We start from the raw sequence: 7,688 nt of genomic DNA, 5'->3' as shown, positions 1-7,688 counted from the left end.
CCCTTGGGAACGGTGGAGAGCCAGCCGAACTCGTGGGGGAAATAGTCGGAGACCAGTCTGCGTATGGCCTCAGCGCGCCGTTCGGAGAGGCGTTGGTTCAGTTCGGTACTCCCCTCGGGAGAGGCACCGGCGGTCACCCTCAGGCCGCGGATGCGACGAACAGGGTCCTGCAGGAGGGTTCTGAAACGATCCGTGAAGGCGCGGATGCGAGCGCCGTTATCACGAAAATAGGGGTCCAGGCGAGCATCGCCTAAACGAAAATAGACGCGCACGGAGTCCGTGCCCCGGCGCGTGTCGACTTCCTGACCACGAGCATACCCGAGACAGGACAGGAAGAGCAGAAACGACAAAAGTCGTTTCATGAGAAAGGAGGATGCATTATACATGATTCCATAGGCTTGGCAGATGCACACCTCTTGGTAAGAGGTAGGTATCTGCGCTAAATTTTCCGCAAGATTAATGCTTTTATTTTACCTGTACAAGTCTTTGGACAAAAAAATGTATTATTTCTTAAAAATAATTGCATTTTGATGTTCGGGGGCCTGTTCTCTTCCGCTTTTACGGTATCCCTTCCCCCTGTCCTGCGAGTACCTTGTCTTTTTTGTATATTCTCTTCGAACGTCCTGTTTTCCAGTATCTTGTCCGGTACACCTCTTACCAAGAGGTGTGCACGAAAGTGCGTATAAGCCTTTAGCGGCTGTGTGGAAAGGATATTTTCGACACAGCCGCTAACGTTTCTTCAACTTTTCCGCTAACCGGGCGAGAGTTAAAAATGCTTTTCCCCTAAGTCCGAGAACAAAGAGCGGAATTATCATCGTTACCGGTTAGTATATATAGAAAGGTAATCCCCATCGGGGTTGTGTCTTCGGTTCTGAAAACGCGGCCGGATACGTTCCGGATCCCGTCGGATACGTTTCGAACCCCGCCGGATACGTCCCGGATCCCGTCGGATACGTCTCGAACCCCGCCGAATACGTTAGATAACCTCAAATTCGACGTCCCGGACCCCGCCGGATACGTTGTACAACCTCAAATTTGACGTCCCGGACCCCGCCGGATACGTCCCGGATCCCGCCGGATACGTCCCGAACTCCGTCGGATACGTCCCGGATCCCGCCGGATACGTCCCGAACTCCGTCGGATACGTTGGATAACCTCAAATTCGACGTCCCGGACCTCGCCGGATACGTCCCGAACCCCGCCGGATACGTTGTACAACCTCAAATTTGACGTCCCGGACGTATCCGGATAGGTGGTACAACCTGTCCGACGGGATAAACAACCTCGCCGACGGGGTCCGGGACGTATCCAGACACGTTGTAGGACGTATCCAGCTACGTTGTGGGACGTATCCAGACACGTTGTAGGACGTATCCAGCTACGTTGTGGGACGTATCCAGCTACGTTGTAGGACGTATCCGGCTACGTTGTAGGACGTATCCAGACACGTTGTAGGACGTATCCGGCCACGTTGTAGGACGTATCCGGCCACGTTTTCGATGAACTTCTTTTGGGGTGCAAAAGAATAAGAGGATGTACCATAAATAATGGATTATGATTCATCCTCTTTTTCTTTGATGTAAGAGCTTTCTGTCAATCCGGTACGAATTTGTCCGTACCATAGCCCAGATTACCGGCCGATACGTGATACTGTATTGTTATGGTGAAATGTCTTTTCAACTTATCGGTATATTCAAAACAGCCGTATTTCGGATCATAAGCGAAACTGTCATCATCCTGCCAATATCCCAGATCACGTACGCTGACAGTGCCATAAGTACTATAGCTAAACGGCGTAGTTTGATTTTCTACTCGGTAAAACAGCAGTGCATCGTTATCGTCGGTACCTGTTTTATCCGTTTTGATTAATATCAACGAATGACCTGCCCCATAGATGTTTTTGAAACGGTACTTTGTTTCATTTGTTTTCAGGTATTGGAGAGTAGTAGCAACACTTTTTCCGACTCCCAATCGTCTCTGGGCTCTATCGCTAAAGTTATACGTACCGTTAGCTACGTCAATCCATTCTAAGCCAACGAAGGTTTTCTTTGCAATGGCCTTTTTATTACCTGAAACAGCTACGGCCGATATCGTGTATTCGCCTTTCATACCTGTAACGACGACATCGGCATAGTTACCGCCGTTATTAACGTCGGCGGTAGTCGTGACCTTTGTTCCGTTAGAAACTACGTAGTCGGCATACGCTTCATCGGTAGCACCGTGTCCTGAGACATTGGCTGTAAGTTCGGCCAGATAATATATTTCGGAAGTTTTATTGTTGACCGCTATTCTGATAGCAGAATCATTATCAGGATCATTTGGACTTTCAACAGCATACTGATATAATACGATATTCGGATTACTGTCGTTACCTGGTTCTGTACCTTCATCATCCTTACAAGAACTCATCGTTGCCATTCCAAGAAGCGCTATGAGTAATCTGTTCATATATTTTTCCATCATTTTCTTCATTATTTAAAAGTTTTACAAATTACCATACGTATTCTTCTGAATCAGAAGTAGGCTTGATGGGAGTCGGATTGTTCGTACAAGCGGTGTTATAATTGGTTTCGGTTTGGACGATACATAAGTTCATCCAATTCGGAACGCTTTGAACATTCCAACGAGAAGCTTCCACATGGTAAGTATCTTTGTAGCTTCGAATAATACCTTTTTGCAAACGTTTGATATCGAACGTGGCAAAACCTTCCCCCCAAAGCTCTACGCGACGCTGCCACCAAACTTCGTTCTGGAAACTTGAAGTACTGCTGTTGTAGTAAGCTTCTGAACCGTGAGTACCATATTTATAGTCCGAATCGCGAGTCTGAGCAAATGTGGTCAAAAGGGAAATACCTGCCGATTCGTTTTGCATACCTGCAGCTTCTGCCTCGATCAGGTACATTTCTTCCACACGCATCAAAGGAACTGCAACGGTAAAGGCTATTTGTTGATTTTTGTGTTCGCCGTTATTAGGGCGAAATTTTACCGTGATACCGCCCACAGTCTTTGAAGCAGCATTCTGTCCTGTCTGAAACATACCTTCCGCATCATCGGTATAAGCCGCTAAAGCTGCAATCTGTTCTTTCTTTCCCATGTTGTCCAAACTGAAATCGATGAATGCTTTCTTGCGAAAATCGGTGGCAGGAATTGTTTCGTACAAGTGACGGTCGATCAACATGTTTTGACCGTAATTCGCGGAGTAACCGCAACCGGAAGCAGCAACTTCCGAGATCATGATTGATCCCCACGAAGAATCGGCATCATTCTCCAGAATGTTCGGGTCGTCCGATTTGAATGTACAAGCGAACATCCACGAATTGTTCGGAGAATTGAAACCTGTAGTACGGTCGTTATACTGGGCATCGGTCAAAAGGGTATAACCGCTCTGTGCCATCTTTGCATACTTCTGAGCGTTGGCCCAATCTTCCATCGTCAGATAAGCGCGAGCCTTTAAACCATAGACTACTGACAAGTCGGGAGTATATACGTTGTCGCGTTTATAATTGGCCAACTGGGTCTCGGCAGCATCCAAATCAGAAAGGATCAATGTCCACATGGCTTCGTTGGTAGCGCGCGGATTTTTAGCCAGATCAGCCAGCGAAGTCGTCTGCGTTACGATAGGAACTGTCTCGGCAGATTTGTCGGCAGCGTAAGTTTTCTGAGCATACATCCGGGCCAAATCCATATAGAACATGGCACGCATAGTATGAGCGATGCCTGCACCGGTCACTTTATCAGCGCTGGGTTCCTCACCTGCTAAAGAAAGTACATTGTTGCAGTTCTTAATCCAACCGTAATAATAGGTCCAAGGAATTTGAGACGTAGCATAAGTCGGGCCAAGACCTGTACCACAGGAATACCAGGTACCATACCAGTTATTATTGCCATTGGCGACTATATCTTGCCCCATCACATCGCGCTGCAGGAAAAATGAAGGATATCCGAAATCATGGGGATAATGTTTGCTTCCGCTATAAGTGAACTGACCGCAAAGAGTTGAAGTAGTAGCACTCACGAAGTTGTCATAAGATCCGGGAGCATTGGAAGCCTGATTTATGGTTATAAGAACTTTGTCACTATCCGTTCTGTAACCTTCCGGATCGTATTGTTCGATACAGCTTGTTGTAAAAATTCCGACTAATACAACAGCCAATAGTATGGATAATATCTTTTTCATATATGTGTCTCCTTGTCTTTAGAATGTCAACTGTATACCGCCTGAAATATTACGTACAGGAGAGTATTGATTAATTGTTTCAGTTGTTGAGTAAGAATAACGTGGATCCAAACCCTTACGAGCGCTCCAGAAGTAAAGATTCTCGCCGGCTGCATAGATTCGGATCTTAGAGATTTCTTTGGTGATCTTCGGTAACGTATAACCGATAGTGAATGATTGGAAGTTTAGATAACTTGCACTCGTCAGCCAACGGTCTGAAGCAGCTGCCGTATACTGGTCGCCCAATTGCCAGCGTGGAATACTACTGTCGGTGTTATTGGGAGTCCAGGATTTCAGAACGTTCTTGTGGAAAGCTTTGCCTGCATCGTTTGACGTTTCGCACGGATTCATCAAAGACCGATAGCGGGAATCGTAAATCTTACCACCTAATTGATAATCGAACTGGACGGAAGCGTCAACGCTTCTCCAACGGAATGTTGTTCCGAAACCGCCGTAGGCCTTTGGAAGCAACGAGCCTAATGCATATCTCGATGCTACATTCGGATTAGTTGTCACCTCGTCATAACTATGGCCGGGCTTGTTTGTGGCGCCTTTTAACGACTTATCCACCCAATAAGTAGCTTCCCCTTTTTCATTGACACCGGCGTATTTGGGGCGAAATGCATTGTAAAGTGGACCGCCTTCTTCATACCACAAGCTCGTTTCAGTAAAACCGCCGTTTTCAGTAATCTTTGCTTCCGGCAATTTTAAAATTTTGGTAGAGTTGTGCGTGATATTGGCAGAAACCAACCAGTCAAAATCTTTTGTCTTGATAATGACACCATTTAAAGAAAGTTCAATGCCTTGGTTGCGGATATCACCAATGTTGCCATAATAACCACGAGAGCCGGCAGACTCAGGAATGGACAACCAGAACAACAGGTCGGTAGTCTTCTTGTTATAAAGATCAATCGTTCCGCTCAAACGATTCTTAAACAGGGCGAATTCTAAACCTACGTTGAAGTTCGTCGTCGTTTCCCAAGTGATATTCGGGTTCCCTACCTGATGGAAAGAAGGTGACATCGAAGTATCTGTCGCTTTAGAGATTTTATATAAATCCGTATAAGCCCAGTTACCTATGTTATCATTACCTTGCTGACCGACAGAAACCTTCAGCTTCAATATGTCGATCCATGGCATATTTTTCATGAAGTCTTCTTTTGTCAACATCCAGGCGCCGCCTACCGACCAGAAAGAACCCCAACGGTGCTCTTTAGCAAAGCGGGAAGTTGCATCGCGACGATAAGAAGCAGAGCCGAAATACTTTTCAGCATAGTTATATTCTACATTGCCGAACCAACCTTCGACATTGTATTTAGTTGTATAAGACTGTGAATCCGCTTTAGTAGCAAAACCGTTGATTTCTTTAATAGCCGGAGTAAAACCGCCTGTTGCCTTAGCCCACAAATACTTTCTACGCAATTTATAGTATTCGTGACCGATTAATATTTTTAGGCTATGCATTCCAAAGTCTTTCAAAAAATTCAATGTCTGAACATGGTTTGTTCTGAAATCTGTTTGAGAATACTTTTGGATTTCGCCGTTAGTTACCACTTTCGGCCCAAAGAACGGATTTTCATAGTCTGAATAGTTGGTTTGCCCCAGAATGGCTGTACTCTGAATGTTGGCTTTCAACCATGGTGTAAATGTGATATCGGCATTGAATGTTCCGTTTAATTGGTTACCTTTCGTTGTGATCTTATTGTATTGGTTAGCCCCGAGCGGGTTACCTGTTGCTAGGAACGGACGGGACAAGCCGTAGTAATTAGTAGCAGGAACACCAAAGTCGTAAAGGTTATTCCCATTGACGTCTTTAGCAATACTAATTTGACCGTCCTGTACCGTGCGGACATAAGCAGGATAGATAGGAGCGATACTTGATGTAAAATACATGATGTTAGTGGAGTTCAACGAACTTTTATCTAAATTCGGATTCGAATTCTGATTGGAATGAGTAAACGAAACGTTAGCTCCCATTTTCAACCATTCCTTTGCCTGATATTCTGCGCGGAAGCGAGAGTTGAACCGTTCGTAATCGGAATATTCGATAATACCGTCTTCTTTCAGATAACCTGCACTCGCATAGAAAGCGGAGCGATCGCTGCCTCCGTTTACACTGACATTATATTCCTGACGCAATGCCGTCCTGTAAGCCAGATCTTTCCAGCTATCAGGTGTGATATAATAAGTAGTGCCGTTGGCCCCGGTGTACTGGTATCCCAGTGTAGCATTAGGATTAATCTTCCCATTCATACCTATGAGTTGTTCCCCCGAAGGAATTGTATATGCCTGGTAGACCAAGTCACTTAAAGTCCTTTTATTGGCACTTAAATTGGCGGCAGCAGCCGAAAGTCCTTGTCCATAGAAATAATAGTTATAAGCTTGAGCATAATACGCTTCATAATACTGAGCAGGATCATCAATTGTCTCGTAGTCCTGAATGGCACGAGAGTTTGCACCCCACTTTGCATCGAAGCTGACAATTGCATCGTGGTTAGATCCCTTCTTTGTCGTAATGATAATTACCCCGGCAGCACCGCGAGCTCCGTACAAGGCAGCAGAAGCAGCATCCTTCAAGACTGATACCGATTCTATATCGTCGGGATTGATATTAGAGAGAGAAGCGGTGTAAGGTGCTCCGTCTACAATGACCAATGGATCCTCTCCTGCATACAACGATGCAATACCACGAATTTTAATCTTACCGGCATCGGATCCTGGTTGACCGGTTGTGCCACGCATCTGCAAGCCGGGGACAGAACCGACCAATGTGTTAGCTACATTGGTGGTAACGTGTTTGGCTATTTCTTCTTTACCTACCACGGCGGCCGAACCGGTAAATGCGGATTTTTTAGCGGTACCAAAGGCGACGACCATCACTTCTTCAAGCTGCTCTGTATCCGCTTCCAAAACGATTTTTAAGTTTGCCTTTACGGCGACTTTTTGCATTTTCATACCAATGTATGAAACGGTCAAAGTCTTTGCTGAAATCGGCATGTTAGAAATACTGAAATTACCGTCGATATCGGTGACCGTACCTACTGTTGTTCCGTCGACTACTACAGAAGCTCCAACTACCGGCAGTCCGTCTTCAGCCGATGTAACGTTTCCTTTCACCGTTCTGACTTGTGCCGACGCTAAACCTATACCTATAAATAGATAGGTTAAAAACATTACTACTTTTCTTTTCATAAATAACTTCTCTTAAAGTTTAACTTTAAATTAAAATAATTTAGTTTTAATACGAGTGGCAAAGTTATGGATAAAAACTACAAATGCAATCGTTTGTGTGCTTTTTTTGAAGATAAAAGAAGTTTTTTCTGTTTTCTGCTTTCAAAATTATATCTATACACTAAAAATAGGTTGATATTTGTTTGAAATCTCAAAGCTCTATCATTTTATATCCGAAAACAAATGAAAGGTTTTTTAATTATCAAATGCTAATTTTTCAATGATAAATTAACTGTTAATT

The 7,688-nt window shown here is 44.7% G+C and carries 4 protein-coding genes; all 4 read right to left on the bottom strand.

Annotated features, from left to right (window positions below; genetic code table 11):
• On the bottom strand, positions 1-362 hold a 362-nt coding region (locus BN102_RS11035; protein WP_483466385.1), incomplete at its 3' end, for an OmpA family protein.
• Positions 363-1,593: 1,231 nt separating this feature from the next.
• The gene (locus BN102_RS08005; RefSeq protein WP_019208604.1) at positions 1,594-2,472 is read right to left on the bottom strand and encodes a hypothetical protein; all 879 of its coding nucleotides are present in this window, start codon (positions 2,470-2,472) and stop codon (positions 1,594-1,596) included.
• 19 nt (positions 2,473-2,491) lie between these two features.
• Complete coding sequence (locus tag BN102_RS08000; protein ID WP_019208603.1) at positions 2,492-4,177, bottom strand: RagB/SusD family nutrient uptake outer membrane protein; 1,686 nt, start codon at positions 4,175-4,177, stop codon at positions 2,492-2,494.
• Between the two features lie 18 nt (positions 4,178-4,195).
• Complete coding sequence (locus BN102_RS07995) at positions 4,196-7,408, bottom strand: SusC/RagA family TonB-linked outer membrane protein (RefSeq protein WP_198006556.1); 3,213 nt, start codon at positions 7,406-7,408, stop codon at positions 4,196-4,198.
• Between the last annotated feature and the right edge of the window lie 280 nt (positions 7,409-7,688).

The organism is Phocaeicola abscessus CCUG 55929 (assembly GCF_000312445.1).
GTDB lineage: Bacteria > Bacteroidota > Bacteroidia > Bacteroidales > Bacteroidaceae > Phocaeicola > Phocaeicola abscessus.
Note: the sequence above shows the minus strand (reverse complement) of the source record. Positions and strands in the feature narration are given on the sequence as shown.

Coding starts and splice junctions, on each gene's coding strand:
- BN102_RS08005 (WP_019208604.1), bottom strand. CDS start 2,472: ATGAAGAAAATGATGGAAAAATATATGAACAGATTACTCATAGCGCTT.
- BN102_RS08000 (WP_019208603.1), bottom strand. CDS start 4,177: ATGAAAAAGATATTATCCATACTATTGGCTGTTGTATTAGTCGGAATT.
- BN102_RS07995 (WP_198006556.1), bottom strand. CDS start 7,408: ATGAAAAGAAAAGTAGTAATGTTTTTAACCTATCTATTTATAGGTATA.